This is a genomic window from Thauera sp. SWB20 (assembly GCF_000831325.1).
Taxonomy (GTDB): Bacteria; Pseudomonadota; Gammaproteobacteria; order Burkholderiales; family Rhodocyclaceae; genus Thauera; species Thauera aminoaromatica.
The window spans coordinates 409,815-435,698 of the sequence record NZ_JTDM01000019.1 but is presented as its reverse complement, the minus strand read 5'-3'; the positions used below and the strand labels follow the sequence as shown (position 1 = coordinate 435,698).

The window sequence follows — 25,884 nt, the reverse complement described above, 5'->3', positions numbered from 1 at the left end:
TCGCGCCTTGCGGCGCTCCTACAAAAACCGCATCGCCCGAAGCACCCTGTAGGAGCGGCGCAAGCCGCGAATACAACCGCGCAGGAACCTACGCGCACCAATCCACAGCGTCCGCATTCGCGCCTTGCCGCGCTCCTACAAGAACCGTGCGATCAATTTGCGCCGCGCTTACCGGCCAGCAGCTCCTCCAAAATCCCCACGATCCGCTCCCCGGTCTTCCCGTCCCACATCTCCGGAATCCCGCCCTTCTTCCACTGCCCGGCAAACAGGGTCTCCAGCGCAGGCGCCAGCGCAGCGGGGTCGGTGCCAATCAGCTCGTTGGTGCCGGTGGTCACCGTCTCGGGGCGTTCGGTGCTGTCGCGCAGCGTCAGGCAAGGCACGCCCATCACCGTGGTTTCCTCGGTGATGCCGCCCGAATCCGTGATCACCGCCTTGGCGTTCTTCACCAGGTAGTTGAATTCCAGGTAGGGCTGCGGATCCACCAGGCGGAAGCTGTCCGGTACCTCATTGAGGTCGCGCAGCGTCTTGGCCGTGCGCGGATGCACCGGGAACACCACCGGCAGGCCGCGCGTGCCCTCGGCGATCGCGCGCAGCAGGCGAGCAAAGCCGTCGCCCTTGTCCACGTTGGCCGGGCGGTGCAACGTCACCACAAAGTACTCGCCCGCCTGCAAGCCCAGCCCGTCCCAAAAGTCCGGCTTTTGCAGCCGGTCGATATTGCCGAGCAAGGTGTCGATCATCGTGTTGCCGACGAAGAAGATGCGCTCGTCGCCCACCCCGGACTTGCGCAGGTTGGCGTTGGCCACCTCGCTGGTGGTGAAGAACCAGTTGGTAATGGCGTCCGTCACCATGCGGTTGATCTCTTCGGGCATGGTCCAGTCGCCCGAGCGGATGCCCGCCTCCACATGCGCCACCGGCACATGCAGCTTTTGTGCGGCAATTGCGCAGGCCATGGTCGAGGTCACGTCGCCCACCACCAAGCACAGGTCGCTCGGCGAATCGAGCAGCAGGCGCTCGTAGCGGCTCATGATCGCCCCGGTCTGCTCGGCCTGCGTGCCCGAACCCACCTCCAGATTCACGTCCGGCTCGGGAATACCGAGTTGGCGGAAGAACTCCCCCGACATTCGCGGATCGTAATGCTGGCCGGTGTGGATCAGCCGATAACGCAGCGGCCCTCCCGCAGCCTTGCGCGCCTCGAAGGCGCGAATGATCGGGGCGATTTTCATGAAGTTGGGGCGAGCGCCCGCGATGATATCTACCTGCATAGACGTGGCCCTCTACAGCGCATTGTGTCAACTCCCATTCCCGAAAGAAAAATCAACGCACAATCTGTTTAGCTGGCACGCCAACCACCGTTGCACCTTCTGGTACATCCTTAACTACCACAGCATTAGCCCCCACTACTGAGTTACGCCCCACCCGCACTGGCCCCAAAACTCTCGCACCAGCGCCAATGTAGGCGCCGTCCTCAATTATCGGCACTTCGTATTTCCGAGATCGCCCGCCTATCGTCACTTGTTGGGCAACAACGACATTATCACCAATTTTGGCCCTAGCATGGATAACCACTCCCAACCCACCATAGCCCAATTTCACACCTTTCCCAAGCACGGCAGTCGCGGGGAGTACGCAGTGGAAGATCAAATACGATAGGGCATACATCACCTTCGGGACCAGCGGGATATTTTTTAGATAGCAGTACCTTCCAATTCGGTAAAAAAAAATTGCACTCACTTCCTAACTCCTCGAACCTCAGACATCCATTCAATCCATGCTTTCTTGTGCCATACATCCGCGTCAAAAAATTGATAACCTTCACGAGCCCCCATGCTTAGCTTCGCCCATAAGTTCTCGTCAAACAAAACTCGCCTAAGAGCATTAACTAAAGCCAATGTATCCCCAACCGGAACCAACAAACCCGATTCTCCATCCACAACAATTTCTGGAATGGCTCGCCAGCTATTTGCGACTACAGGGGTTCCTTGAGAAAACGCTTCCAAAACAACCCCTGGATATCCTTCACCCTCATAGACCGTTGGCAAAACGAGCGCCGTATACTTACCTAAAAGCTCAGGAACATGATCTGACGGCACCACTCCGCCATATCTCACACCCGGCTGGCTATTTAGATAATCGGGAGTATATCCATCATCCAGAGGCCCAAAAAAATCCACCTTTAACCAATCCTGCCCACCAACCTTTACAGCTTCCAAAATCGCCTCAACACCCTTATCTCGCGATATCCGGCCAACGAAAACAAATGCGCCATTTCGCCCCCCCTCTGTTTTCGCCCTATCCTCAGAAAAATAATTAACATCCCTGCAGTTGGGCAGCCAATGAATATTAGATACAGGGAAATTTTCCTGAAAATATCTCATCAGATGCCGAGTTTCGAGCAAAATCAAATCCGCTCGAAATAAAGCCGAAAAAGCAAACCGACCGATCAAGCCCGCGCGGTCAAAAAAAAGATCTAATGCTCCTCCAAATACTCGAACAACAAGTCGTTTTCCAGACATCCGAGTCAAGAGATAAAGCACTGCACCGCTAAAAACCGCCCTTCTGGCTGAAGCATGTAGGACAACAACATCCACACCCCAAAGTGCACGGAAAATCAAATACCACTGCGTCAGCATCTTTGTGCAACGTGCTATAAAAGCACCGGCCACCTTGTCATTAGTATCAACAACTTCGAATTTCTCGCAAACACCGCCAAACCTTCGAACAAAATCTTCAAACAAAACCGTCGTACCACCCAAAGGCGGCGGAAGCGGCCCCAAGACAAGTATTCTCACCCCCGCCCCCCATTCCCAAAATACAAAGCCTCATACTGCGCCGCGCAGATATCTATCGAAAACCTCTGATCAAACACAGCACGAGCCACCCCTTCCCTTTCTCCGTTACGCTGAAAAATTGCCTCTATGAGACACCGCTTGAAATCATCGTCACTTTGAGCTTCGAAAAGCCAACCGCTGCACTCATCTATCGCATCAGGAATTCCGCCGACAGCAGAACAAACACAACGCTTTCCGATTGACATGGCTTCAAGAAGAGCCAGAGGCAGCCCCTCATAGCGACTACATAGAACAAAGACATCAGCCGCATCTAGAATACTACCGACATCGCTCCGCGCCCCAAGAAAACGCACGCGACGTCGAACATCCTCAGACAAGCCTTCTACAAACTGATTCATCTTCGCAAGATACGGTGCCCCAGAAACAGGGTCGTCACCAACAAAAAGGCAAAAAACTCTTGGATCCTCCTCAGCAATTTCCGAGAAAACTCTCAAGAGTCGCAACTGATCCTTCACTTCGTTTAGACGACCAACATGAGCCAAGACCGCCGCATCCGAGGGTATATCCAGGAGGCACCTATAGTCGAAAGACGAGGGCGAGTCTATCTCCAGCTTTTCCACTCCGTTCACCACTATAGGAGCCTTCAAACCGTAAGCCCGGCAGATAGACTCGCGCACCACTTCTGAGATAGCAACGGGCACCCAGCCTAACGCAAACAGTATACGTTGAAAAAAGCGCACCTTCGCTGAGCACTCCTTTTCAGCGAGACTGTGAATAGTATGAAATTTCTTATATGACCTAAAGGTTAGAAGGCTTGCGTAAGACAGAGCCCGCAAATGCGTATGTACGACATCCGGTTTCCACTGACGAGCTAAACGCTCCAATCGAAAGGGCAGCTTAAGATCTACCCCGGCCCCACTCTGCTTATCCAGTGAAAAAAACTCGAATCCCACGTTTTGAAGTCTTGCGGTTAAAAGCCCGTCCGCTGCGGGCTTAGTAACTGAAACCAATGCCACCTCGTGACCACGCCGTGCAAGGGCGTCAGCCAACTGAAAAGCAAAAACCTCTCCACCACCATTATATAAACTAGGAGAAACCTGCAGTATCCGCATTTACTAGATCGCTTCTGTGAACGTATCCGAGAACAACACACGCGGCAGCCAGCCAAAAAAAATCACCCAACCGCCCATTAAAAAAAGTAGGGTATGAAACACCGTTTAACAAAAAGACGAGCGACAGTACGCCAAACTCAGCCCCCTCCTTGTCTCTTAATTGGAAAAACTTACTAGCTAACCGCAGCACGATATATAGATAAATCAACGCACCAAATAGGCCGAGCGCCGCCACCCACGCCAACTGGAGGTTGTCCGTGGGCGGCATTAGATAACCAGGCACACCCCACAAGAGCCGCAGTGGTTTCTGGAGAAAAAGATCAATCATCATTGACCAATACGGAAGCCGTGTAGTCGCTAGACCAGGATCGCCTCCAGAACCTAGGCCAAGAGCGGATATCAACCGTCCTGTTTGCGCCTCTGGCAGCACCCCTTCGAAGAGAAAAAAAACCCCCGCCAGGACAAATAGCAAGAAGCCGGCATACACGATAAATGAAAAACCTTTTGAAACCACCATCCAAGCCATCCCTGCAATCAGGAGAGCAAGCATGGCGCCGCGAGAACCGGAAAAAATTAAACACAATACAGCCAACCCAAGCAGTGGCACTAGCGCTACCAGACGCCATGAGAAACGCAGATAATTTATCAAGAAGAGAATATAAATAGCACAAAAAGTGCCAAAGACATTGGGCTGCCCATCAAAAGTGCCGTAAGCACGCCCATACATCAAGACCACATCAAAATTTGAGCCACGAGAGTAGTAATTAGCTGAAAAATCCACTACCGACGGAACACCTAAACCCTGCCCTAAACCCACCATCAAAGGAAATGCACCAATAACCAAGAAACAAACCACCAAGTCACGATATGCCTTATCAAACGCCTCTAAGAAATATAACCTGGTTATCAAAACACCCAATACAATCACAAACGCGGGCCGCATTACTCCGTATAAACGTGCCAACTCTATTGCCGGCTCTAGCTGCGAAGAATCTACAACTATTCTGAAAGCTACCGCCACAATCGCAACCGCCACAACAGCCGCGTATAAATACCCAACAAAGAAGCCCCGACGAAAGCAGTCGCGCAGTGCCTTTCCAAAAAATCTAGGCCCAACAAAAGCAAAACCAGCCAGCGCTATGAAAACTAAAAACTGATCAGCGGTAAACCCTCGCATCCCGGGCATACCAGAAAGCCTGAGCGGGGGCGACAGCAGCAGAGCCCCAACATAAACAAATAGTATTAGTCTAGCCGCGACCACGCTATTCATTTTCTGCGAACAAAACGCTGACATCGGAGGAAATTTGCTGAACTATCTTCGGAACTACCGTCTGAATACTCTTTTGAATTTCCTTATGCAGCCCTAGAACCTCGTTACATCGATCCCGAATGTCCCCGCTCTTGACTGCTTTGATATCCACAACATAATCTGCCAACCCGAGCTGTTCCATGATCCCAGTAGCCTTTGGGCCATGATAAGAAATTGCAACAACAGGCGTACCTGCACTCAACGCCAAAATAACAGAGTGGAATCGGGTTCCTACAAGTACGTGAGCTTTCCCATAGACTACCTTTAGCTGCCCAGGCGACAAATCTTGATCAATTACTACAGGCTCAAGCCCCTTCTGGCGCAACCGCTCATTGAGCAAGCGATTGACAACCCGATCATCCTCATGTGCCGTTGGTCCAATTACCTGTGCAACGAGGACAATCTCATACCCTTTGTCCGAAAAAAGAAAACATGCTTGCTCAATAGCACTAAGGTAGTTTTCGTATTGCGTTTCCTTATTAGCTTCGCCATAAGGGAAGTCCCACTGCCGGCATGTCACTGCCACAAATTGAGCGGGCAGATCTAAATCGACCGACAGGGGCTCTTCAGGTATCACGAAAGCTGTGTCAAAGGTTTCTTTTGAACGAATCCCGAGGCTGTTCAACTCTTCCTGTGAGCGCTTTTCACGCACCTGAATGGTATTAACCGTACTAAAAAAAATCTTCGCAAGAACACGTGCAAAACGACCTACGAAGGGCCCTACGCTGTTGGCCGATAGAGCCGTCGTAACGCCTAACCGACGCGCTAACAGTAAAGTGTAGAAATTTCGATAGAGCGTAATAAATCCACTGAAATTACTTGTTCCGAACAAATAATGCCCGCCTTTCCCAATCACAATATCTGCATCTTTTATTGCATCAACCGTATACCGCCTCGAATCATCGAGAATAAGACGGGAGATAGGCGGATAAGCAAGAACAAGAAAAGATTTAAACAACTCAATCATTGATTTTATACGCGCCGCCTTTGTGGAAGGGCAACGAGTAAAAACCGGATTCGGATAAACTTGCAAGTCAAATTTTCGCTGCAAATGTCTCATCGAATTCGCAAAATGCGCCGAATTGCTCGAGAAACTTGAGACAACACCTATTGATTTCAATTCAGCCAGACCCGAACTCTCAATCAGGCCCTCAACAATGGCGGAGTCGCCTTTATTATCATCAGACCAACCATTTGATATCAATATTTTCTTATACATGATCGCCCTTAATCGCCATATTCCGGAGAATGAGCAGAGAAACAAGAATGGCAGCAACCGCCCCAATAGAAGCAACACCTACCTGATTAACCCAAAACGCGCCGTCAATGAAATCACTACTTAGCGCAATTACAACGACGGCTAAAATTACAATATACGGCAGCGCTACTTTATAGACTTGAACAACAAAACCGAATCGACCAGCGCGATAGAGGGCATAACTATATAAAAAGACCTGAGACAGCTCCGAGAGCAACGCAACAACTGCGACCCCCTGCATATTCTCGTCACTCGCAAAAAATACAAAAGGCGGAACCATCAGCAAAATCGAAAACGCGAAAAGCTTTGCACGCAAACCTTCAAGACCCGAAGTCATTAATATATAAGCCAAAGGCTGGACCAGTGCCTGAAGAAGTAGAACCCAAATCAAAATTTTGAAAAGGCTAAGAACTAAATCTATCCCTTCGTCGTAATTCCCAAGAAGGCTTTCAATCACAAAGGACGAGAACGTATAAAGCATAATCACTACTATCGCCGTCAAGCAGAATGTGATTGCCGCTTGAGATCTGAGCAACCGTATGTAGCGAACTTCGTCCCGCACAGCCGAAAACAATTTCGGATAGAAAGACTGCGCCACTGACATTGGCACAAGCAGAAGAACGAGTGGCAGGCGATAAGCTAAAGCAAATGCACCAAAAGCTGCTCCGCCTGAAAAATACTGAAGGACCAGCAGTGGCACCTGGGGCGACAGCACGAACAAAAGCCCCGTCCAAAAGAACGCGCCAACTCTAGAAACTATTGATCGAAAGTTCGATAAGATCCGTTGAGGTTTTATTCTTAACTTCGAGCTAACGAAAACAAGGGCGGCGCCTGCGATGATGGAGCTTAGCCCATATGCCGAAGCGAGGTTGATAGCAGCTTCACCTGGCCCAATTATAAAAATAACAAAAGAACAACACAGCAAGATAAAAAACGTATTTGCCAATCGTTGCAACGCAACGTATTTCATCTTAGACGACGCTAGATACAACCCTTGCGAAAAATTAAAAAAACTCACTCCAAAAATAAATGGGAGTACCAGCACAACAGTTGAAACCCAGTATTCTTCGCTGATGATAAATGTTGATAGAACCCAAAAAACGGCGGAAACAAGGGAAGCAACCAAAAATCGCAGCCAAAAATACGCAGCAATGTCGGGAGGCTTCGAATCTGCATTCTGGCTGTAGTCTTTTATGTATAGCTGCTGCAACCCCAACTCAGCAACTTGACTAAAAATAGCTCCATATGTTAACGCTATTACAAAGGCGCCATACGAATCTAAGCCTATGTATCGAGCTAAGACAATGGTAAACACACCTGACGCCAATCGAGACAGAGAGTTTCCAAATAGGATCCATACCGCATCCCGAACTTGCCGCATCGATTAGCGTCCTTTAAGCATCAAAATAAATCGCGTCTTATACCTAAGCTGACGACGAAAAGTTCAAAGCCGTAGATCCGCCGCATTCCTCGGCATCACATATTTCAGGTCATACACCACATGCTCCGGCTTGCCGAGCGCGCGAATCGCCTCGGCCCCCATGTCCTTGAACTGCTGGTGCGCCACGCCGACGATGATCGCGTCGTAGGTGCCCGGCTGCGGAGCATCGATCGGGGTGAGGCCATATTCGTGCTGGGCCTCGGCCACGTCCACCCACGGGTCGAAGACGTCGGCGGTGATGTTGTAGTCGCGCAGTTCCTTGACGATGTCGACGATGCGGGTGTTGCGCAGGTCGGGGCAGTTTTCCTTGAAGGTGAGGCCCAGCACCAGCACCCGGGCGCCTTCGACGGTGATGCGGCGCTTGAGCATGGCCTTGACGAGCTGCGACACCACGTAGGCGCCCATGCCGTCGTTGAGCCGCCGGCCGGCGAGGATGATCTCGGGGTGGTAGCCGATCTCCTGCGCCTTGTGGGTGAGGTAGTAGGGGTCCACGCCGATGCAGTGGCCGCCGACCAGGCCCGGGCGGAAGGGCAGGAAGTTCCACTTGCTGCCGGCGGCCTGGAGCACGGCCTCGGTGTCGATGCCCATCTTGTTGAAGATGATGGCGAGCTCGTTGATGAGGGCGATGTTGACGTCGCGCTGGGTGTTCTCGATGACCTTGGCGGCTTCGGCCACCTTGATGCTCTCGGCCTTGTGGGTGCCGACGACGATGATCTGGCGGTAGAGCTGGTCGACCAGCTCGGCGACCTCGGGGGTGGAGCCGGAGGTGACCTTCTTGATGGTGGAGACGCGGTGTTCCTTGTCGCCCGGGTTGATGCGCTCGGGGCTGTAGCCGGCGTAGAAGTCGACGTTGAATTTCAGACCCGAGAATTTTTCCAGGACCGGGACGCAGTCTTCTTCGGTGGCGCCGGGGTAGACGGTGGATTCGTAGATGACGATGTCGCCCTTCTTGAGCACCTTGCCGATGGTCTCGGAGGCCTTGACCAGCGGGGTGAGGTCGGGCTGCTTGTGCTCGTCGATGGGGGTGGGGACGGTGACGATGAAGGTGTTGCAGGCGGCGAGGTCCTGCAGGTTGGCGCTGTATTGCAGGCCGGTGGCTTCGCGGAGTTCTTCGTCGGAGACCTCGAGGGTGGCGTCGTGGCCGGTCTTGAGGGCGTCGATGCGGGCCTGGTTGATGTCGAAGCCGACGACGGAACGCTTCTTGGCGAATTCGACCGCGAGCGGCAGGCCGACGTAGCCGAGGCCGATGATGGCGAGCTTGAGGGTGGCTAGGGTGTGCATGGTGGGTAGGTGGCTAGTGAGGAGATGGAAGGGTTGGGGTTTTGGGTTTTGGGTTTTGGGGTTCTGTAGGAGCGACGCAAGTCGCGATTCAGGCGATTCAGTCCGTTCCGGGCGCGGCCACGTTCGGCGTGGGCGGGGTCTCGGAGGCAGCTATCGCGACTTGCGTCGCTCCCACAGGGGTGTAATGGGCGGTGTCGGGGGGGCGGCTATCGCGACTTGCGTCGCTCCTACAGGGGTGTAATGGGCGTGGGCGGGGTTACGGGCTTGTGACGGTTCTGGGGTGGTGGATCTGCTGGTCGACGATGCGGCCGTTGCGGACGTAGGTGTAGGACTCTTCGACGAGGGCGCAGTCGGCTCGGCGACGCTCGGCAAGGCGGCGGTCGCGGTCGACCGGATGCGATTGATTGCGGCGTTCGTTGTGGGGATCGCGTTGGACGTAGCTGCGCACGTAGATGCCCTTGACCGGGCGGGAGGCGCGGCGGATGAGGCGCATGTAGAGGTCCTGGTAGCGCAGCGGGGCGACCTCGTCGTCGATGATGATCTGCACGACCGCGTAGCGCGTGCCGGCCGGGCCGGCGGTGCCCTTGCGCTGGTAGAGCCGGGTGCGGAAGACGGTGTTTTCGTCGAGCTGGGGGGCGACGAGGGCGTTGATCTGCTCGACGTGCTCGAGCGTGCAGTTGCCCATGAAGACGCCGAGGTTGCGCGCGGGGGTGAGGCCGAAGGCACGATGGAAGCCGCGCAGCATGGGCACGAAGCGCCAGGGGCGCGCGGTGAGGCGGAAATAGGCCAGGAAGACGACCAGCCAGCCGATGGCGAGCACGCCCTCGGGCACGCCCAGCCAGGCGCCGGCGATGCCGGTGGCGCCGAGGGCGAAGTGCAGCGTGCCCATGATGCCGACGGTGTTTTCGACGCGGAAGCCGGCGCGCTGCAGCAGGTGGTGCAGGTGGTTGCGGTCGGGGCTGAAGGGCGACTTGCCCATCCACATGCGGCGGAACATGACGCTGAGGGTGTCGACCAGCGGCAGCGCGAAGATCCACAGCGCCACGATCGGCGGCACCAGCGCATTCGGCCCCTGGGTGATGGTGATGAGCAGCCAGCACAGCAGCAGGCCGAGCGTCATGCTGCCGTTGTCGCCCATGAAGACGAGGGCGCGGTGCTGGTTGCCGAAGCGCAGGTTGAACCACAAGAAGCCGAGCACGCCGCCGAGCAGGCAGAGCGCGAGCAGGAAGGTGGCGCCGTCGCCGCCCAGGCCGGCGACCAGCGCGATGAGGGCCAGGGTGCCGGCGGCGATGGTGCCCGAGAGGCCGTCGATGCCGTCGACCATGTTGAGCGCGTTGATGCAGCCGACGGTGCCGAAGACGGTGAAGGGCACGGCCGCGGCGAAGCCCATGGTGAGCGCGCCGACGAAGAAGGCGTCGCCGACGTCGGCGAGCACCACCCCGCCGCCATAGACCATGAGCAGCGCGAGCCCGGCCTGGATGACGAGGCGGATGCGCGCCGAGAGCTTCCAGCGGTCGTCGGCCAGGCCGACGCCGAACATGACCACGCCGCATACCAGCAGCGAGAGCCAGGCGACGAGCCTGTCCGGGTACTCGAGGATGAGCAGCGCCACCGCCACCAGCAGCGCCGCGAGCACGCCGAAGCCGCCGACGAAGGGGGTGACCTGTTCGTGTTGCTTGTGTTCGCCCGGGAGGTCGACCAGGCCGACGCGGGGGGCGATGGCGATCATCGCGCGGATGACGAGCGCGGAAAGGCCGGCACCGGCCAGCAGTGCGATCAGACCTTGCATGGGCGGCGAGCCTCGGTGGAGCGTGCGCGCGTTGTAGGCGGCGTCATGGCGATGATTGTCCGGGTAAGCGTGGTCGGGCAGCGTATTTGTAGGAGCGACGCAAGTCGCGACTCGGGCGGTTCAGGTTTACGGCTACGGTGGGCGTGGTCGGTGTCTCGGAGGCGGTGATCGCGACTTGCGTCGCTCCCACAGGGGGTGCGGTTCTTGTAGGAGCGACGCAAGTCGCGATTAGTGTGTGCTTCTCGTAGGAGCGACGCAAGTCGCGATTTGTGGGAGCGACGCAAGTCGCGATTTGGGCCGCCCGGGTCGATTCGGGCGCCCCCATCGGTCCTCACGCCTTGTACTTGTACTGGTAGTGATACCCCTCGTACCCGAACCGATGCCGCTGGCGGGTGAGGTCGAAGCCGTTGAACACGAATCCCTTGACCTCGACCCCGGCCTGGTCGAAGCGCTTGATGGCCTGCTCGAGCTCGCGCACCGGGTGGCGGCCGGCGCGGGCGACCAGGAGGGTGGCGCCGACCTGGCGGCCGATGATGGCGGCGTCGGACACGGCGAGCACCGGGGGCGCGTCGATGATGAGCACGTCGCACTGCTTTTCGAGCTCGGCGAGCAGCGCGGCGAAGCGCGGGTGCATGAGGAGCTCGGACGGATTGGGCGGGATCTGGCCGGTGGTGACGAGGGCGAAGTTGTCGATGCCGGTGGGCTTGACGATCTGCTCGATGCTGGCCGCGCCCATGATGTAGTCGGACACGCCCACACCGCGGCCGATGCCGAAGGCCTTGTTGATGTGGCCCTTGCGCAGGTCGCCGTCGACCAGCATGACGCGCTTGCCGGCCTGGGCGAGCACGGCGCCGAGGTTCTTGCTGATGAAGCTCTTGCCGACGCCGGGCGCCGGGCCGGTGATGAGCACCGAGCCCTTCTCGGCGCCGAGCAGCGCGAAGTGCAGCGTGGTGCGCAGGCTGCGCAGGCTCTCCATGGCGTCGTCGTCGGGGTGGGCGGTGGCGAGGAGCTGGCCCTTGTCGGTCTTGCCGCGGGCGATGGCGCGCGACAGCACGGCCTCGTCCTTGCTGTCGGGTACGGTGGCGTACACCGGCAGCGAGAGCTCGCGCTCGATGGTCTGCGGGTCTTCGACGACCACGCGGAGGCTGCGGATGGCCCACACCAGGCCGAGCGCGCCGAGCACGCCGAGCACGCCCGAGAGCAGCAGGATGAGCGCCTTGCGCGGGGCGACCGGCAACGGCGCGGTGGCGGCGGCGTCGATCACGCGCACGTCGCCGACGGTGCCGGCGCGCGCCACGCGCAGCTGCTGGGCGCTGTTGAGCAGGTTGGTGTACAGCGCGGTGGCGACCTCGACGTCGCGGCGCAGGCGCAGCGCGGTCTGCTGGGTGTCGGGGAGGCGGTTGACGTCCTTGTCGAGGGTGCCGCGCACGGCGCGCAGGCGGCCGAGCTGCGAGTCGATGGCCTTGACCTGGGGGTGCTCGGGGGTGAAGCGCTGGCGCAGCTCGTCGCGCTTTTGCTGGAGTTCGACGACGTCGGCGTCCACCTTGACGATGGAGCTGAGCACCGACTGGGTCTCGAGGGTGAGGTCGACCGAGCCGCGGGTCTGGCGGTAGTCGTTGTAGGCGGCTTCGGCGGTGTCGAGCTGGGCCTTGAGCTCGGGGAGCTGCTTTTCGAGGAAGGCCAGGGTGGCGTCGGCCTCGGCGGAGCGGTATTCGACGTTCTGGCGCACGTAGGCGTTGAGGACTTCGTTGAGCAGGCGCTCGGCTTCGGCGCGGTCGGCGTCGCTGTAGGCTGCTTCGATCACGTTGGACTGGCGCGCGCGCTCGCGCACCTCGAGGTCTTCGCGCAGGGCGGCGATGGCCTGGATCTGGCTGATGCGGGCGAGATCGAAATGGGTGCCGGGGCGGGCGACGAGCTCGGCGACGAAGAGCGTGGTCTTGCCGTCGGCGCTGCTGGCGGGCTGGCCGACGCTGCCGTCGAGCAGGGGCTGGTCCTGGTCGTCGTAGAGGGTGAAGCCGCCGTTGTCGCCGGCGATGAGGGTGAGCGGCAGGCCGACCAGGTAGGACGGCACCTCGAGGGTCTGCACGGTGATGCGCTCGCCGCCCCAGGCGTAGCTGCCCAGGCCGAGCAGCGGCGCGGCGGGCTGCTCGCCGTTATAGCGGCGCGCGAGGGCGCGGCCGAAGATGGGGAAGTAGTCGGGGGTGGCGCGGATGTCGAGGCGCAGGCGCTCGACCACGCGGCCGAGGATCATGCGCGAGCGCAGGATCTCGAGCTCGGCGGTGACCGAGCTGTTCTCGCCGAGCACGGCCTCGACGTCGCGCAGCGCGGCCAGCCCGCCCTTGGGCCCCTTGCTGTCCTGCACCTGCACCAGCCCGTCGGCGCGGTAGATGGGCGTGGACACGAGGGCCACCACCGCGCCGATGAAGACGGCGAAGAAGGTGACGGCGAGGATCAGCCACTTGTATTCGAGCAGGACGGCGATGATCTCGCCCAGGTTGATGAAGTCGTCCCGGTCGTCGCGCATGGACTTGGCGCGGACAGGATTCCCGACTTCAGCCACGGCGGAGGGTGCAGTTTCTCGACGCAAGGGTGTAGGTTCCTGTTGTGTAGTTGTGTGTTGCCAATCAATTTCCGTAGGAGCGACGCAAGTCGCGATCCCAGCGCCCCATCCGACTCCCCGTGGGAGCGACGCAAGTCGCGATCCCAGCGCCTCCATTGCGCGCTGCGGCTCATCGAACGCGACGATCGCGACTTGCGTCGCTCCTACAAGAACCGTGCGAAGCCCGTTCCGTTGCGGGAATCGGGCCGGCACGGTTCCTTGTTACTGCCGGCCGCCGAACAGCGGATACCGCGTCTCGCTGGTGAGCTGCAGCATCTGCGAGGTCGGCAGGATGTTGCTGACCACGCGGTTCCAGCGCGCGATCGCCGCCACATCGACATACACCACATCCCGCGGCAGCAGCGGGAAGCGCTCGGCAAGCAGCAGCGCGTCGGGCGAGCGGGCGTTGAGGTGGAAGAGCTCGGCGCTGCCGTTGTCGCTGCGCATCACATACACCCACGCCGGGTCGGACGTGCTCTGGTTGACGAAGCCGGCGTCGGACAGCGCCTCGGCGAGCGTGGTGCGGCGCTTGTTCATGACGAACGAGCCCGGGTTGCGCACCTCGCCGAGCACGAAGACCTTATTGAGCTGGCGGTCGGGCACGTTGATGATGTCTCCCGGCTGCAGCAGCACGTTCTGGCTGACGTCGCCCTCCTCGTACAGCGCCTGCAGGTCGACCCGCCAGGTCTGCCCGTTGCGGGTGAGCAGCACGTTGCCGTGGTCGGCCTCTTCGGTGATGTTGCCGGCGCGGTTGATGGCCTCGACCAGGGTCATGCGGATGTCGTCGATCGGCTGCAGGCCGGGCTTGGCGACTTCGCCGACGACATACACGCGCTTGCTGCGGAAGGAGACGATGCGCACGTCGAGCTGGACGTTTTCGATGACGCTGGCCATGCGCTTGGCGAGGACCTGACGCACCTCGCGGGTGGTGAGGCCGGCGACCTTCACCACGCCGGCGAAGGGGAAGAAGATGGTGCCGTCTTCGGCGACCAGGGTGCCGGACTGCTCGGCCGAGCGGTAGGAGCCGGCCGGGATGGTGATCTCGGGGTGGTCCCAGACGATGACGTTGATGATGTCGCCGGGGCCGAGCTTGTAGTCCTGGTAGTCGAAGCCGGGGATCTTCTTGGGATCGCTCGCGCGGGTGGCGGTCTGGCCGCCGGCCTTGCCGCTGCGGAAGCGCGACTCCTTGGCCTGGTGCTGTTCGATGATCAGCTCGGCGGTGATGGGCTTGAGCTTGACGTTGGCCGGGACGGTGTCGGTGCCCTCGGTGACCGGCAGCGGCACGCTGGACTCTTCGCGCATGAGGCTGCCGCTGGTGCCGGGGATGAGGGTGCAGCCGCCGATGGCCGCGGCGGCGAAGGCGATCACGGCAGTGCGGACGAGACCGCCGCTGCGGGTGGCGTCCGCGCGGGTGGCGGGACCGGCCGCACGGGCGTCAAGGCCACTGGCGTCGGTGGCGCGCACGGCGCCATTGGATGCGCCGCAGTGGGCGATCCGGTCGGTGGTGAAGCGACTCATCGAAAACCCCGTTCGAGTTTTGCGGCTTGCCCCGCGCGCGCCTCGGCGGCGGCGTCGCGACATGCCGGCATGTTTGCTTGCACGATATGCGTTTCGGGTGCCTTGCCGATGATGCCCGGATCGAGGCGTGGAGCCGGTTCCAGGGAGGTCATCGCAGGCAACTCGGCGCCGTGGTTTACAGCAAAAAACGCGCCAGCAAATAATGCATTGCACCAAACCAGTGTCGAGTCAGTGCGTTACGGAGAGGTTAAAGCCCCCGCGCCGCGCCGCTCCGATCTGTTGTCCGAGCAAAGTGTAAAGATTCCCGACACCTTGTGGACCATGCCACGCGCAGCCCCTGAGGAACTATTCCTCATTGCTGCATTGCAACACCCAAGTTGGGCGAATTGTAGGGGATTACGCCAGCATGCGCAAAACCGCCCCGCCCGGATCGCGTCTCCCGCCGCCCGATCGCGACTTGCGTCGCTCCTACAACGCTTCCCGAAGCGCCCCGATTTCCCGTAGGAGCGACGCAAGTCGCGATTGCAGCCTTCCCGCCCCGACCACGCCCACCACCACCGCACCGCCTGATCGCGACTTGCGTCGCTCCTACAGCCCCTCCCGAAGCGCGCCGGTTTTCGTGGGAGCGACGCAAGTCGCGATTGCAGCTTTCCCGCCCCGACCACGCCCAGCGCCACCGCACCACCCGATCGCGACTTGCGTCGCTCCTACAGCCCCTCCCGAAGCGCGCCGGTTTTCGTGGGAGCGACGCAAGTCGCGATTGCAGCCTTCCCGCCCCGACCACGCCCCTCGCCACCGCACCGCCCGATCGCGACTTGCGTCGCTCCTACAACACCTGCGGAGGCGCGCCGGTTTTCGTGGGAGCGACGCAAGTCGCGATTGCAGCTTTCCCGCCCCGACCACGCCCACCACCACCGCACCGCCTGATCGCGACTTGCGTCGCTCCTACGAAAACCATGCCAACGCCTGTGGCCCGATGTCGTTCAGCGCCGGCGGCGATCTACGGCCGTGGCACGGTGCGGTTCGGCGCTGGCGGGGCCGATAGGCGGCCTTGGCGACAAAATTGGCTGAAGCTTGATCCTGGTCAACCTTTGTCCATATTCACGCTGCGTTTGCGCAACAAGCACCTAGATTGGAAGCGAACAGTTCGTGAAATAAGTCACGGTTTTCCGACTCTACCGAGAAGAGACCGCGACATTGGAAGGAGACCATCATGTGTACATTCGACGCCCCGATCGCCCGTTGCGAAGCCATGAATCAAATGGTGCTGCTGGACGAAACCCGTAGGGAATGCGCTTTCGAACATGGCTGCCCGCCCGGTCAGAAATGCCCGCTGAACGGCTGCTTCGCTCGCCAGAGCGGCCTCTACGACGCCCACCCGGAAATCGGCGCGCACGGCCAGCCGCGCGTTGCCCACCACGCACACTAGGGCCCGGCCCGGCATCCGCGCTCCCCGCCGCAAGGAGGGGGAGCGCGTTGCCGCCTCCCTCCCCGCCTCCCCGCCTCCCCGCCTCCCCGCCTCCCCGCCTCCCCGCCTCCCCGCCTCCTCGCTTCCCCGCTTCACCGCTTCCCCCGCTACCCCTCCCTCCGTTTTGCGGAACCCCGCCCGCAAGCCGACGGTCAGTCTCCGGACAGAAACACGCAAGGCGTGCCCGATCGGCGCGCTGGCTTTGTTTGGGAGACGTCATCTTGACCAGCACCCGCCGGGGTAGGACGTGCTTGCCAGCATCGGCCTGATCGCCTTCGCGATGCTGGCCGCGGTGCCGCTGGTCGGCCGCCTCGGCGACCGCGCGGGCTGGGTGCTCGCGCTGGCGCCGCTGGCGGCCTTTGTCCACTTTCTCGCCCACATGCCGACCGTCGCCGGCGGCGGGGTCGTCACGTCCAGCCTGGCGTGGGTGCCGGCGCTCGGGGTGGAGCTCGCCTTCCGGCTCGACGGGCTGTCGCTGCTGTTCGCGCTGCTGATCACCGGCATCGGCACGCTGATCGTGCTCTACGCCGGCGCCTATCTCTCCGACCACCACCACCTCGGCCGCTTCCACGCCTACCTGCTCGGCTTCATGGCGGCGATGCTCGGGCTGGTGCTGGCGGACGACCTGATCGCGATGTTCGTGTTCTGGGAGCTGACCAGCGTCTGCTCCTTCCTGCTCATCGCCTTCCAGCACGACAAGGCGGAGTCGCGCCGCGCGGCGCTGCAGGCGCTGCTGATCACCGGTGGCGGCGGGCTGGCGCTGCTCGCCGGGCTGATCCTGCTCGGCAGCGTGGGCGGGAGCTGGCAGTTCTCCGGGCTTTCGGGCGAGGCGATCGCCGAGCACGCGCTCTACCCCGCGATCCTCGCGCTGGTGCTGATCGGCGCCTTCACCAAGTCGGCGCAGCTGCCCTTCCACCTCTGGCTGCCCAACGCGATGGCGGCGCCCACGCCGGTGTCGGCCTACCTGCACTCGGCGACGATGGTGAAGGCCGGGGTGTATCTGCTCGCGCGCCTCAACCCCGCGCTCGGCGGCTCGACGAGCTGGGGGACGATCCTGATCACCGTGGGCGCCGCCACCGCGCTGGTCGGCGCGGTGCTGGCGATCCGCCAGACCGACCTCAAGCGCGTGCTGGCCTACACCACGGTGACCGTGCTCGGCCAGCTCGTCATGCTGCTCGGCACCAACACGCACTACGGCCTGCAGGCCTTCGCGATCTACCTGGTGGCGCACGCGTTCTACAAGGCGGCGCTGTTCATGGCGGTGGGCGCCATCGACCACGCCACCGGCACGCGCCAGATCGCGCTGCTCGGCGGGCTGATCCGCCACATGCCGCTGACCGGCTTCGCGGTGGCGCTGGCGGCCTTCTCCAACGCCGGGCTGCCGCCCTTCTTCGGCTTCATCGCCAAGGAGTTCAAGTACGCCGGGCTGATCGAGCTCGGCGTGGCGGGCGGGGTCACCACCGCGGTGATGATCCTCACCAACGCGCTGCTGCTGACCGCCGCCGGCCTCGTCTTCGTGCGCGCCTTCCTCGGCCGTGAGGGGCGCTACCCGCAGCCGCCGCACGAGGTGAGCCTGCCGATGTGGCTGGGGCCGATGCTGCTGGCGATCGGCGGCTTCGTGTTCGGCGCCTTCAACAACCTCGCCGAGGTGTGGCTGATCGACGCCGCGGTGCAGGCGGTGTCGCGCGCCACGGTGCCGGTGAACCTGTATCTGTGGGGCGGCGTCACCCCGGCCCTGCTCGCCAGCCTGCTCACCGTGGCGCTGGGGGTGTTCTTCTACCTGCAGCGCACCCGCCTGCGCCGTCGCCTGTCGCTGTGGCGCGTGCTGTGGCGGGTGAGCGGCGACCGCATCTGGGACCGCCTGCTGAAGCGCGTGTTCGTGTTCGCCGGCGGCGTGGCCGACCGCTTCCAGCACGGCTCGCTGCGCCAGCACATCAGCGCGCTGGTGCTGGCGATCGCCGGCTGCGCGCTGATCGGGCTGTTCGCCTCGACCGGCGACGGCCTCGCCTGGCCGCAGGCCACCAGCCCGATCAACCTCGCCGCGGCGCTCGGCTGCGTGCTCGCGGTCGCGGGCGCGGCCGCCGCCGCAGTGAGCCCCGGCCGCGTCGCGCTGGTCGCCACGCTGGGGGCGAGCGGGCTGGGCATGGCGCTGTTCTTCCTCGCCGCGCGCGCGCCCGACGTGGCGATCACGCAGCTGATGGTCGAGACCCTGACGGTGATCTTCCTCGCCCTGGTGCTGCGCCGCCTGCCGCCGACCCGCCTGGTGGGTTCGCGCAAGCCGGCGGCGAAGCGCTTCCACGCCGTGGTGGCGATCGTGATCGGCGCGGTGGTGGCGGCGATGATGCTGACCACGGTGAGCCAGCCGCTCCCCGGCGACATCGCGCGCTGGTACCTGGACAACAGCCTGCCGGGCGGCCACGGCGCCAACGTGGTGAACGTGATCCTGGTGGACTTCCGCGCGCTCGACACGCTCGGCGAGATCCTCGTGGTGGGCCTCGCCGGGCTGGCGGCGGCCGGGCTGCTCGCCGGCGGCGACCGGCCCGATACGCCGACGCGCGGCGCGACCGCAGGCAGCGCGGACTTCGGTTCGGTGCTGCTGCGCCAGGGCATCCTGCCGCTGTCGGCGCTGCTCGCCCTGGTGGCGCTGATGCTGCTGTGGCGCGGCCACAACCTGCCGGGCGGCGGCTTCATCGGCGGCCTGGTGGCGGCGAGCGCGGCGGTGCTGGTGGCGCTCGCCTTCGGCACCACGCGGGCGCGCGCGCTGCTGCGCGTGCCGCCGCTGGCGATGCTGGCGGGCGGGCTGGGGGTCGCGGCCTGCGCCGGGCTGGTGGGGCTGTTCCACGGCGGCCCCTTCCTCGCCGGCCACTGGATCTTCCCCGCCGGGCTGGCGCTGGGCACGCCGCTGCTGTTCGACCTCGGGGTGTTCCTGACCGTGCTCGGCGCGGTGCTGCACGTGCTGCTCGGCGTGCTCGAGCGGGAGGACTGAAGATGGAAATCGTCGTTGCGCTCACCGTCGGCGTGCTGGTGGCGATCGGGATCTGGATGATGCTCGACCGCGGGCTGCTGCGCGTGGTGCTCGGGGTGGTGGTGCTCGGCAACGGGGTGAACCTGGCGGTGTTCTCCGCGGGGCGGCTCGACGGGCTCGCCGCGGCCTTCGCGAGCGCGGCGGGCGCGCCGGCGCTGGCCGCGAATCCGCTGCCCCAGGCGCTGGTGCTGACCGCGATCGTGATCGGCTTCGCGCTCTTCGTGTTCGCGCTCGCGGTGCTCGAGCGCAGCTGGGCGCTGCACGGCCACGTCGAGACCGACCGCATCACCGCGGTGGCCGAGGAGCCGGCGCCGGACCTGCCCGCGCCGCGAGACGCCGCATGAACGCGCTCGTCGTCGCCCCGCTGCTGATCCCGCTCGCCACCCTGGTGGCGACCCTGTTCGCGCGCCCTTGGCCGCGCGCGGTGGCGGCGCTGAGCCTGGCGGGCGCGCTCGCCCTCACAGGCGCCGGGCTCGCGCTGGTGGCGCTGGCGGCGCAGGGCGGGATCCTCGCCAGCCAGGCCGGCGGCTGGGCAGCCCCCTACGGCATCACGCTGGTGATCGACCGGCTCTCCGCGGCGATGGTGGCGATCACCGGCATCGTCGGCAGCGCGACCATCGTGTTCGCGCTGGCACGCGACGAGGACCCGGCGCGCGGACGCGACTTCCACGCGCTGGTGCATGGGCTGCTGGTGGGGGTGTGCGGCGCCTTCATCACCGGCGACGTGTTCAACCTCTACGTGTGGTTCGAGGTGCTGCTGGTGGGCTCCTTCGCGCTGCTGGTGCTCGGCGGCGGCAGGCGCCGGCTGGCGGGCACGGTGGTGTATGTGGTGCTCAACCTGGTGGCGACGATGATGTTCCTGCTCGCCGCCGGCCTGCTCTACGGCGCCAGCGGCAGCCTCAACATGGCGCTGCTGGCGCAGGCCTTCGCCGCCGGCGAGGTGCCCGTGACCGCGCACGCGGCGGTGGTGCTGATGCTGACCGCGTTCTCGATCAAGGCCGCGCTGTTCCCGGTCTTCGGCTGGCTGCCGGCGTCCTACCACGTGGCGTGGACGCCGGTGTCGGCGCTCTTCGCCGGCCTGCTGACCAAGGTCGGCGTGTATGCGCTGATCCGCCTCGTCACGCTGTTCTGGCCGGAAGCGGGCATCGCCCACGAGGTGCTGCTGTGGGTGGCGTGCGCGACCATGCTGATCGGCGTGCTCGGCGCCGCGGCGCAGGTCGAGGTGCGGCGCATCCTGTCCTTCCACATCGTCAGCCAGGTCGGCTACATGATCCTGGGGCTGGCGCTGGCGACGCCGCTCGCGCTCGCCGGAGCGGTGTTCTACCTGATCCACCACATCGTGGTGAAGGCCAACCTGTTCTTCATCGGCGGCATCGCCGCGCGCCTGACCGGCTCGGAGCGCCTGGCGGCGATGGGCGGGCTGTACGCGCACGCGCCCTGGCTGGCGGTGCTGTTCGCGATTCCCGCGCTGTCGCTGGCCGGTATTCCGCCGCTGTCGGGCTTCTGGGCCAAGTTCGTGCTGGTCGAAGCCAGCCTGGACGCGCGCGCCTGGGTCGCCGCCGGGGTGGCACTGGTCACCGGCCTGTTCACGCTGCTGTCGATGAGCAAGATCTGGAACGAGGCCTTCCTGAAGCCGCATCCGGCCGGCGAGGGGAGCGGGAGCGCTGGGAGCGGGAGCGCTGGGAGCGGAAGCGGGGGCGACGGAAGCGGGGGCGGCCTGCGCAGCGCGGACGGGCTGCGGCCCGCGCTGTGGGCGGTGGGCGCGCTGGCGGCGATGACGGTGGCGATCGGCCTCGCGGCCGGGCCGGTGATGGACTACGCGGTGGCCGCGGCGCAGCAGCTCGCCGCCCCGGCGGCCTACATCGACGCGGTCGTGCGCGCGGGAGGAAACTGAACATGCTGGGCCTGCACCTCCTGCTCGCGATCGGCCTCGCGGCCTATGCCGACGCGCTGCGGCCGCTGGGCGTGTGCGCCGCCTTCGTCGCCGTGTATGTCGCGCTGCGCCTGGCGATCGACCTCCTGGGCATCCGCCGCTACCTGCGCCGACTCGAGCTCGGCAGCGCGTTCGCGCTGTGGTTCGTCGGCGAGATCTTCCGCGCCAGCGTGGGGGTGACGCGCATCGTGCTCGGTCGCGCGGCGGCGCCGCAACCGGCGGTGGTGGCGATGCGCCTGGCGCGTCCGGACGATCGCTTCGCCACCCTGCTCGGCTGCCTGCTGACGCTCACGCCGGGCACGATGGCGCTCGACTACCGACCGGAATCCGGCCTCATGTACATCCACGCGCTCGACGCGCGCACGGCCGCCGAGGTCGAGGCCGGGGTGCGCGAGATCGAGCGCCGCCTGCTGCGCTGGCTCGACGCCGGCGCGCCTGCGGATGCCGGGGATGCGACCGGGAGGGACACGCCATGAACGCCGGCATCGCCGGGGCGGCGTGGGTGCTGCCGCTCACCTTCGCGCTGCTCGCCCTCGCCGCCGCGCTGATCCTGCTGCGCCTGGTGCGCGGCCCGCGCGCGCCCGACCGCGTGGTGGCGATCGACGCGCTGAGCATGATCGCCATCGCCACGATCGCCCTGCTCGCCCTGTCCACCGGCCAGCCCATGCTGCTCGACGCCGCGGTGGTGCTGTCCCTGGTGTCCTTCCTCGGCACCACCGCCTTCATCCTCCTCTTCCACCGCCGCGGCCGCGAGGCCGACCCGGCAGCGGGCCCGCAGGGTCGCGCGCCGGGGGGTGGGGAGGCGGCGGGGACGGAGCGGGAAGCGAGCGGCGGCGCGGTCGCGGAGCGGGAACCTTGCGCGAACGGGGAGGCTGCGCGATGAGTGGATTCCTTGCCTGGCTATCCTCGGCGCTGCTGCTGCTCGGCGCGTCGATCGGCCTGATCGGCGCGATCGGCGTGCTGCGCCTGCCCGACAGCTACACCCGCATGCACGCCGCCAGCAAGGCCGGCGCGCTCGGCGCCGCGCTGATCCTCGCCGGCGTGGCCGCCGCGAGCGAAGGCGGCTTCGCACTCGCCGCGCTGTTCGCGATGCTCGTCCTCCTCGCCACCGCCCCCCTCGCCGCCCACGCCATGTCCCGCGCCGCGCACCGCTCGAGCATCGCTCCGATCACCGGCGCACTCGGAGACGCGCTCGCGGAAGCCGAAGGGAACGCGTCTCCGCCACACCACAACGCCCAAGGCAAGATGTAGGAGCGACGCAAGTCGCGATCACAGCCTTCCCGCCCCGACCACGCCCCTTGCCACCGCACCGCACGATCGCGACTTGCGTCGCTCCCACAACACCCCCCGAAGCGCCGCGGTTCTCTGTCCGATCGCGACTCGCGTCGCTCCCACAACACCCCCTGAAGCGCGGCGGTTCTCTGCCCCATCGCGACTCGCGTCGCTCCCACAACACCCCCTGAAGCCCGGCGGTTCTCCGCCCCATCGCGACTCGCGTCGCTCCCACAACACCCCCCGAAGCCCGGCGGTTCTCCGCCCCATCGCGACTTGCGTCGCTCCCACAGCCCCGCCCGAAGCACGGCGGTTTCCCGTAGGAGCGACGCAAGTCGCGATCACAGCCTTCCCGCCCCGACCACGCTCCTCGCCTCCCCACCGCACGATCGCGACTTGCGTCGCTCCCACAGTCGCGATCAGCGGCCGCTCACGCGCGTTCGTGATCGCCACGGCCATCGGCGATAATGCGCTCTCGAACCGTCGGGGAATCACGTTGAACACCATCCGCAGAAAGCCGCCCACCCCTCAACCCTCGCGCATCCAGGGCACGCTCGGCGTGCGCAAGCCTGCGGACGACGAAGCGCCTGCCGAGGAGGCGTCTTCCGGGCGCGAGTCCGCGGCCGAATCGCGCTCGCCGCGGGACCCGGCCCCCGCGAGGCCCACCGCCGGCGAGCGGCCCTCGCGGCGCCCCGAGCGTGCCGCGAAGCCGGAACGGAACGAACGCGGCCCGCGTCGGGACGAAGGCGCCAAACCCGCGCGCCGCGAAGACGGAGCCAAGCCGGCACGTGGCGATCGCACACCGCGTACTCCAGGCACCGTCCCGCGTGACCAAGAACGCACACCGCGTACTCCGGGCGCCGCTCCAGGCGACAAGGAGCGCACGCCGCGTACTCCGGGCGCCGCTTCACGTGACAAGGAACGCACACCGCGTACTCCGGGCGCTGCCCCACGCGACAAGGAACGCACGCCACGTACCCCGGGCGCTGCCGCACGCGACCAGGAGCGCGCCCCGCGTGGCGACTTCGCGCCGCGCCGCAGCGCCGAGGATCGCGCACCGCGCGGAGATGCACGTCCGCCACGCCGGGACGGGGCGCCGGCACGCGGTGCGGACGAACGCGCCCCGCGCCGGGAGTCCGCCCAGGGCCGCCGGGACGATGAACGTGCACCGCGGCGCGACTTCTCCTCGAATCGCGAGGATGGCGGACGCGTCGCGCCGCGCTCGTCGGGTCCGCAACGCACGGGCGAGGAGCGTCCCCAGCGCCGGGAAACCGCGCCGGAGCGCAGAGGCGACCAGCGCCCGTCTCCCCCCGCCGCGGCCACGTTCGAAGCGCGCGCCGCCTCCGCGGCCGCCATCGCCGAGGCCGCGCAGGCGCGGGCCGCCGTCGAGGGTGTGCGGCTGTCGAAGCTGATGGCCGAGCGCGGCCTGTGCTCGCGGCGCGAGGCCGACGAGTTCATCGAGCGCGGCTGGGTCTTCGTCGATGGCCGGCGCGTGTCGGAGCTCGGCGTGCGCGTCGGCCAGGACGCCCGCGTCACCCTCGCCCCCGAGGCCACGCGCACCCAGCAGCAGCGCGCCACCATCCTGCTGCACAAGCCGGTGGGCTATGTCTCCGGGCAGCCCGAGCCGGGCTATTCCCCCGCGGTGAGCCTGATCGGCCCCGACAACCAGGCCGACCGCGACGTCGCCCAGCGCTTCCACCCCAGCCACCTGAAGAACCTCGCCCCCGCGGGCCGGCTCGACATCGACTCCACCGGCCTGCTGGTCCTCACCCAGGACGGCCGCATCGCCCGCCAGCTCATCGGCGAGGACTCGAAGGTCGAAAAGGAATACATCGTCCGCGTCGAGGGCTCGCTGGCCGAGAACGGGCTGGCGCTGCTCAACCACGGGCTGTGGCTGGACGACCGCCCGCTGCGCCCGGCCGAGGTCGAATGGATCAACGACGACCAGCTGCGCTTCGTGCTGCGCGAGGGCCGCAAACGCCAGATCCGCCGCATGTGCGAGCTGGTGGGGCTGAAGGTGGTGGGCCTCAAGCGCGTCCGCATCGGCCACGTGAAGCTCGGCGACCTGCCGCTCGGGCAGTGGCGCTTCCTGCGCGAGGACGAGCGCTTCGGATGACATCCGAGCGCGCCCGGCCGCGTGCCAGGGCGCGCCCGCCGCTCCTGCGGAGAACCGCCGCGCTTGCGGGGGCGCTGTAATCGCGACTTGCGTCGCTCCTACGGGGAACCGCCGCGCTTCGGGGGGCCCTGTGGGAGCGACGCGAGTCGCGATCGGGCAGAGAACCGCGGCGCTTCGGGGGGCGTTGTGGGAGCGACGCAAGTCGCGATCGGGCAGAGAACCGCGGCGCTTCGGGGGGCGTTGTGGGAGCGACGCGAGTCGCGATCGGGCGATGCGGCGGCGAGGGGCGCGGTCGGGGCGGGAAGGCTGTGATCGCGACTTGCGTCGCTCCTACGGGGAACCGCCGCGCTTCGGGAGGGGCTGTGGGAGCGACGCAAGTCGCGATGGGGCGGGGAACCGCGGCGCTTCGGGAGGTGTTGTGGGAGCGACGCGAGTCGCGATCGGGCGATGCGGCGGCGAGGGGCGCGGTCGGGGCGGGAAGGCTGTGATCGCGACTTGCGTCGCTCCTACGGAGAACCGCGGGGCTGTGGGAGCGACGCGAGTCGCGATCGGGCGACTGGCGGGGCTCAGTCGTGGGCGCCGCGGCGCTCGTCTTCGTCGTCGGGCTCGCTGGGGCCGGGGGCGGCGTCGAAGGTGCTCCAGCCGCAGGGGCGGCCGGTGGGCGGGAGGCCGTCGCGCAGCTCCGTGTGCTCGTGCAGGTGGGCCTTGGCGATGAAGTGGGCGCTGATCGGTGCGGTCATGAACAGGAAGGCGGTGATCAGCACCTCGTGGATGGACAGCGTCCCCTCCAGCCCGGCGAAGAACACCATGGACGCGGCCAGCGCGCCGCCCACGCCGAGCGTGGTCGCCTTGGTGGGCGCGTGCAGGCGGGTGAGCAGGTCGGGCAGCTTGACCATGCCGATGGAGCCGATGAGCAGGAAGGCGCCACCGGCGACGATCAGCAGCGAGACGAGGAGTTCGAGCACGAAGGTCAT

Annotated in this window: 21 protein-coding genes; 8 read left to right on the top strand and 13 right to left on the bottom strand. The window is 64.2% G+C overall.

Features of this window, described 5'->3' with window-relative positions:
• Positions 1 to 152: 152 nt before the first annotated feature.
• From wecB to PO78_RS22905, 12 genes are all read right to left on the bottom strand, one after another.
• Positions 153 to 1,262, bottom strand: a complete 1,110-nt coding sequence (wecB, locus tag PO78_RS13840) for a non-hydrolyzing UDP-N-acetylglucosamine 2-epimerase (protein WP_043744459.1) — start codon at positions 1,260 to 1,262, stop codon at positions 153 to 155.
• A gap of 52 nt (positions 1,263 to 1,314) precedes the next feature.
• Positions 1,315 to 1,731 (bottom strand): serine O-acetyltransferase, encoded by a 417-nt coding sequence (locus PO78_RS21930; RefSeq protein WP_052484420.1) that lies wholly within the window; start codon positions 1,729 to 1,731, stop codon positions 1,315 to 1,317.
• Complete coding sequence (locus tag PO78_RS22340; protein ID WP_231570718.1) at positions 1,728 to 2,774, bottom strand: glycosyltransferase family 4 protein; 1,047 nt, start codon at positions 2,772 to 2,774, stop codon at positions 1,728 to 1,730. The genes PO78_RS21930 and PO78_RS22340 overlap by 4 nt, the downstream gene beginning before the upstream one ends.
• A gap of 11 nt (positions 2,775 to 2,785) precedes the next feature.
• Positions 2,786 to 3,901, bottom strand: coding sequence for a glycosyltransferase (locus PO78_RS22335; protein WP_082047766.1), 1,116 nt, complete (start codon positions 3,899 to 3,901; stop codon positions 2,786 to 2,788).
• Positions 3,876 to 5,171: an O-antigen ligase family protein gene (locus tag PO78_RS22910; protein WP_156147813.1), complete on the bottom strand. Its 1,296-nt coding sequence runs from the start codon at positions 5,169 to 5,171 to the stop codon at positions 3,876 to 3,878. Before PO78_RS22910 ends, PO78_RS22335 begins: the two co-directional genes overlap by 26 nt.
• Positions 5,164 to 6,429 carry a polysaccharide pyruvyl transferase family protein gene (locus tag PO78_RS22330; protein WP_082047764.1) on the bottom strand — a complete coding sequence of 422 codons (1,266 nt, stop codon included), beginning with the start codon at positions 6,427 to 6,429 and terminating at the stop codon, positions 5,164 to 5,166. The genes PO78_RS22910 and PO78_RS22330 overlap by 8 nt, the downstream gene beginning before the upstream one ends.
• Entirely contained in the window at positions 6,422 to 7,849 is a 1,428-nt protein-coding gene (locus tag PO78_RS22325; protein ID WP_082047762.1) for an oligosaccharide flippase family protein, read from the bottom strand. The genes PO78_RS22330 and PO78_RS22325 overlap by 8 nt, the downstream gene beginning before the upstream one ends.
• A gap of 63 nt (positions 7,850 to 7,912) precedes the next feature.
• Positions 7,913 to 9,190, bottom strand: coding sequence for a Vi polysaccharide biosynthesis UDP-N-acetylglucosamine C-6 dehydrogenase TviB (tviB, locus tag PO78_RS13835; RefSeq protein WP_043744455.1), 1,278 nt, complete (start codon positions 9,188 to 9,190; stop codon positions 7,913 to 7,915).
• Between the two features lie 256 nt (positions 9,191 to 9,446).
• Entirely contained in the window at positions 9,447 to 10,979 is a 1,533-nt protein-coding gene (locus tag PO78_RS13830; RefSeq protein WP_043744453.1) for an MraY family glycosyltransferase, read from the bottom strand.
• A gap of 331 nt (positions 10,980 to 11,310) precedes the next feature.
• Complete coding sequence (locus PO78_RS13825; RefSeq protein WP_043744451.1) at positions 11,311 to 13,503, bottom strand: polysaccharide biosynthesis tyrosine autokinase; 2,193 nt, start codon at positions 13,501 to 13,503, stop codon at positions 11,311 to 11,313.
• Positions 13,504 to 13,800: 297 nt separating this feature from the next.
• Positions 13,801 to 15,096 (bottom strand): polysaccharide export protein, encoded by a 1,296-nt coding sequence (locus PO78_RS13820; protein ID WP_043744448.1) that lies wholly within the window; start codon positions 15,094 to 15,096, stop codon positions 13,801 to 13,803.
• Positions 15,093 to 15,248, bottom strand: coding sequence for a hypothetical protein (locus tag PO78_RS22905; RefSeq protein WP_156147812.1), 156 nt, complete (start codon positions 15,246 to 15,248; stop codon positions 15,093 to 15,095). The genes PO78_RS13820 and PO78_RS22905 overlap by 4 nt, the downstream gene beginning before the upstream one ends.
• Positions 15,249 to 16,309: 1,061 nt before the next feature.
• Here PO78_RS22905 and PO78_RS13815 point away from each other — a divergent pair.
• The 8 genes from PO78_RS13815 to PO78_RS23420 all read left to right on the top strand — a co-directional run bounded on the left by PO78_RS13815 (position 16,310) and on the right by PO78_RS23420 (position 24,910).
• On the top strand, positions 16,310 to 16,525 hold the full coding sequence (locus tag PO78_RS13815) for a hypothetical protein (protein ID WP_012584858.1): 216 nt from the start codon (positions 16,310 to 16,312) through the stop codon (positions 16,523 to 16,525).
• Positions 16,526 to 16,811: 286 nt separating this feature from the next.
• Positions 16,812 to 19,550 carry a hydrogen gas-evolving membrane-bound hydrogenase subunit E gene (mbhE, locus tag PO78_RS13810; RefSeq protein ID WP_043744444.1) on the top strand — a complete coding sequence of 913 codons (2,739 nt, stop codon included), beginning with the start codon at positions 16,812 to 16,814 and terminating at the stop codon, positions 19,548 to 19,550.
• A gap of 2 nt (positions 19,551 to 19,552) precedes the next feature.
• A complete protein-coding gene (locus PO78_RS13805) occupies positions 19,553 to 19,933 on the top strand; it encodes a sodium:proton antiporter (protein ID WP_043744441.1) in 381 nt (126 codons plus the stop codon).
• Positions 19,930 to 21,483 (top strand): proton-conducting transporter transmembrane domain-containing protein, encoded by a 1,554-nt coding sequence (locus PO78_RS13800; protein ID WP_043744438.1) that lies wholly within the window; start codon positions 19,930 to 19,932, stop codon positions 21,481 to 21,483. The genes PO78_RS13805 and PO78_RS13800 overlap by 4 nt, the downstream gene beginning before the upstream one ends.
• Positions 21,484 to 21,485: 2 nt before the next feature.
• Positions 21,486 to 21,998 (top strand): Na+/H+ antiporter subunit E, encoded by a 513-nt coding sequence (locus PO78_RS13795; protein WP_043744436.1) that lies wholly within the window; start codon positions 21,486 to 21,488, stop codon positions 21,996 to 21,998.
• Positions 21,995 to 22,405 carry a monovalent cation/H+ antiporter complex subunit F gene (locus tag PO78_RS13790; RefSeq protein ID WP_043744432.1) on the top strand — a complete coding sequence of 137 codons (411 nt, stop codon included), beginning with the start codon at positions 21,995 to 21,997 and terminating at the stop codon, positions 22,403 to 22,405. Before PO78_RS13795 ends, PO78_RS13790 begins: the two co-directional genes overlap by 4 nt.
• Positions 22,402 to 22,773, top strand: a complete 372-nt coding sequence (mnhG, locus tag PO78_RS13785) for a monovalent cation/H(+) antiporter subunit G (protein WP_043744430.1) — start codon at positions 22,402 to 22,404, stop codon at positions 22,771 to 22,773. The genes PO78_RS13790 and mnhG overlap by 4 nt, the downstream gene beginning before the upstream one ends.
• 1,414 nt (positions 22,774 to 24,187) lie before the next feature.
• A complete protein-coding gene (locus tag PO78_RS23420) occupies positions 24,188 to 24,910 on the top strand; it encodes a pseudouridine synthase (protein ID WP_231570717.1) in 723 nt (240 codons plus the stop codon).
• Between the two features lie 566 nt (positions 24,911 to 25,476).
• Here PO78_RS23420 and PO78_RS13775 read toward each other — a convergent pair.
• Positions 25,477 to 25,884 carry a Na+/H+ antiporter subunit G gene (locus tag PO78_RS13775; RefSeq protein ID WP_043744427.1) on the bottom strand — a complete coding sequence of 136 codons (408 nt, stop codon included), beginning with the start codon at positions 25,882 to 25,884 and terminating at the stop codon, positions 25,477 to 25,479.

Bases quoted from the DNA above. Each gene is read 5' to 3' on its own strand.
- wecB (WP_043744459.1), bottom strand. From the start codon at position 1,262: ATGCAGGTAGATATCATCGCGGGCGCTCGCCCCAACTTCATGAAAATC.
- PO78_RS22335 (WP_082047766.1), bottom strand. From the start codon at position 3,901: ATGCGGATACTGCAGGTTTCTCCTAGTTTATATAATGGTGGTGGAGAG.
- PO78_RS22910 (WP_156147813.1), bottom strand. From the start codon at position 5,171: ATGAATAGCGTGGTCGCGGCTAGACTAATACTATTTGTTTATGTTGGG.
- PO78_RS22330 (WP_082047764.1), bottom strand. From the start codon at position 6,429: ATGTATAAGAAAATATTGATATCAAATGGTTGGTCTGATGATAATAAA.
- PO78_RS22325 (WP_082047762.1), bottom strand. From the start codon at position 7,849: ATGCGGCAAGTTCGGGATGCGGTATGGATCCTATTTGGAAACTCTCTG.
- tviB (WP_043744455.1), bottom strand. From the start codon at position 9,190: ATGCACACCCTAGCCACCCTCAAGCTCGCCATCATCGGCCTCGGCTAC.
- PO78_RS13830 (WP_043744453.1), bottom strand. From the start codon at position 10,979: ATGCAAGGTCTGATCGCACTGCTGGCCGGTGCCGGCCTTTCCGCGCTC.
- PO78_RS13825 (WP_043744451.1), bottom strand. From the start codon at position 13,503: ATGCGCGACGACCGGGACGACTTCATCAACCTGGGCGAGATCATCGCC.
- PO78_RS13820 (WP_043744448.1), bottom strand. From the start codon at position 15,096: ATGAGTCGCTTCACCACCGACCGGATCGCCCACTGCGGCGCATCCAAT.
- PO78_RS22905 (WP_156147812.1), bottom strand. From the start codon at position 15,248: ATGACCTCCCTGGAACCGGCTCCACGCCTCGATCCGGGCATCATCGGC.
- PO78_RS13815 (WP_012584858.1), top strand. From the start codon at position 16,310: ATGTGTACATTCGACGCCCCGATCGCCCGTTGCGAAGCCATGAATCAA.
- PO78_RS13805 (WP_043744441.1), top strand. From the start codon at position 19,553: ATGGAAATCGTCGTTGCGCTCACCGTCGGCGTGCTGGTGGCGATCGGG.
- PO78_RS13800 (WP_043744438.1), top strand. From the start codon at position 19,930: ATGAACGCGCTCGTCGTCGCCCCGCTGCTGATCCCGCTCGCCACCCTG.
- PO78_RS13795 (WP_043744436.1), top strand. From the start codon at position 21,486: ATGCTGGGCCTGCACCTCCTGCTCGCGATCGGCCTCGCGGCCTATGCC.
- PO78_RS13790 (WP_043744432.1), top strand. From the start codon at position 21,995: ATGAACGCCGGCATCGCCGGGGCGGCGTGGGTGCTGCCGCTCACCTTC.
- mnhG (WP_043744430.1), top strand. From the start codon at position 22,402: ATGAGTGGATTCCTTGCCTGGCTATCCTCGGCGCTGCTGCTGCTCGGC.
- PO78_RS13775 (WP_043744427.1), bottom strand. From the start codon at position 25,884: ATGACCTTCGTGCTCGAACTCCTCGTCTCGCTGCTGATCGTCGCCGGT.